Origin of the sequence: Bowmanella yangjiangensis, assembly GCF_017255015.1 — a bacterium.
GTDB lineage: Bacteria > Pseudomonadota > Gammaproteobacteria > Enterobacterales > Alteromonadaceae > Bowmanella > Bowmanella yangjiangensis.
Genome location: NZ_JAFKCS010000180.1, coordinates 1 through 1632 on the forward strand (window position 1 = coordinate 1; position 1632 = coordinate 1632).

The following is a 1632-nucleotide window of genomic DNA, read 5'->3' on the forward strand; positions in this document are numbered from 1 at the left end:
TGCAGCAGGTCGCCACGCGCCTGGTGCGTTCCCTGCGCCAGCGCGATCTGGTGGCGCGCTGGGGCGGCGACGAATTCGTCGTGCTGCTGGAATTGCATTGCCACGACGAGGTGGTGCTGGTCGCCGACAAGCTGATCAAGGCGCTCAACGAACCCATGGAGCTGGCCGGCCACGTGCTCACGGCCACGCCCAGCATCGGCATCGCCCTGGCTCCCGAGCATGGCAACGAGGCGGGCGAGCTGTTGCGTCACGCCGATGCCGCGATGTACGTGGCCAAGCGTGAAGGGCGTAATCAGTACGCGCTGTACCGGCCGGAACTCAGCGAACAGCTGCTGCACCGCGTCAAGCTCGCCAACCTGCTGCGCAGTGCCCTGGAGCAGCATGAGCTGAGCCTGGCCCTGCAGCCGAAGATCGGCATGGACGGCCGGCAGATCGTGGGCGCCGAGGCGCTGCTGCGCTGGGACACCGCCGCCTTTGGCCGGGTGCCGCCGGATGTGTTCATTCCCATCGCCGAGGAACTGGGGCTGATCGTCCCGATCGGCCACTGGCTGGTGCGCGAGGCGGCGACGCTGCTCGATGACTGGCATGCGCGCGGCTGGCCGCTGACGCTGGCGATCAACCTGTCCGCGCGGCAGTTGCATGACGAGGCGCTGCTGCCGGTACTCTGCGAGAGCATGCAACGCAGTGGCGCCTCGCCCGCTGCGCTGGAACTGGAGGTCACCGAGTCCATCCTGCTGGCGGATGCCGACTTCGCCAGGGCGCGCCTGCAGGCGTTGCGCGACGCGGGCTTTCGCATCGCGCTCGATGACTTCGGCACCGGCTATTCATCCCTCGGCTACCTCAAGGACCTGCCGCTGGACCGGGTCAAGATCGACCGCAGTTTCATCTCGGACCTCGAACAGTCGCCACGCGGGCGCGCGCTGCTCTCGTCCATCGCCGGGTTGTGCCGCGCGCTGTCGCTGCAGACCACGGCCGAAGGGGTCGAGACTGCCGCGCAGCTGACCCTGGTGGAGGCCGAGGGCATCGACGAGGTCCAGGGTTATTTCTACTACCCGCCGTTGACCGTCGAGGCCTTCAACCAGCTGCTGGAAAGCAAGCTCGGCGCGCAGGACGCGCCCGGCGCCAACGGCTGAGTGCGCTAGAGCGGGGAGGTGCCGAGCACCTGGCTGAACCGCAGCAGGTAGCCGTCCGGATCCTGAATCATCAGCTGGCGTACGCTGAGCCGATGATCGTCGACGCGGTAGCTCAGGGTTTCTGCGGGCAGGCGCAGGGGGACGCCGTGTTCAAGCAGCCTCTGCTGCAGCGGCTGCAGGTCGCTGACGCTGATCTGCAAGTTGATGCCGCGCCCCAGGGGGCGATCAAGCGGCCTTACCGTCCACGGATCGTCCTGCGGCGCATCCGGGTCGATCTGCTCCAGCATCAGCGCCGCCTCGCCCAGGGCGATGGCGGCGAAGCCGGCCTCCGGGCGCTCGAAGAGCAGGCGGAAACCCAGCGTCTGCAGGTAGAACGCCAGACTGCCCGGCAGGTCGCTGACCAGCAGTTCGGGCGTCAGTGCGGGCAGCGGTGCGCCGTTCATTCCTGCTGCTGTGCGGCCTGCAGGGCTTGCAGGGCAGGGGCGGCGTAGATGCCTGC

The 1632-nt window shown here is 68.3% G+C and carries 2 protein-coding genes; one reads left to right on the plus strand and one right to left on the minus strand.

Annotation, left to right across the window (positions count from 1 at the left end; all coding sequences use genetic code 11):
- Positions 1 to 1133 (plus strand): putative bifunctional diguanylate cyclase/phosphodiesterase (locus J0A65_RS23115; RefSeq protein WP_206596646.1); only part of this gene is annotated, 1133 nt, incomplete at its 5' end.
- A gap of 5 nt (positions 1134 to 1138) precedes the next feature.
- Here the strand turns inward: J0A65_RS23115 and J0A65_RS23120 are convergent.
- Positions 1139 to 1576 (minus strand): bleomycin resistance protein, encoded by a 438-nt coding sequence (locus J0A65_RS23120; protein ID WP_152487795.1) that lies wholly within the window; start codon positions 1574 to 1576, stop codon positions 1139 to 1141.
- Between the last annotated feature and the right edge of the window lie 56 nt (positions 1577 to 1632).

Coding starts and splice junctions, on each gene's coding strand:
- J0A65_RS23120 (WP_152487795.1), bottom strand. CDS start 1,576: ATGAACGGCGCACCGCTGCCCGCACTGACGCCCGAACTGCTGGTCAGC.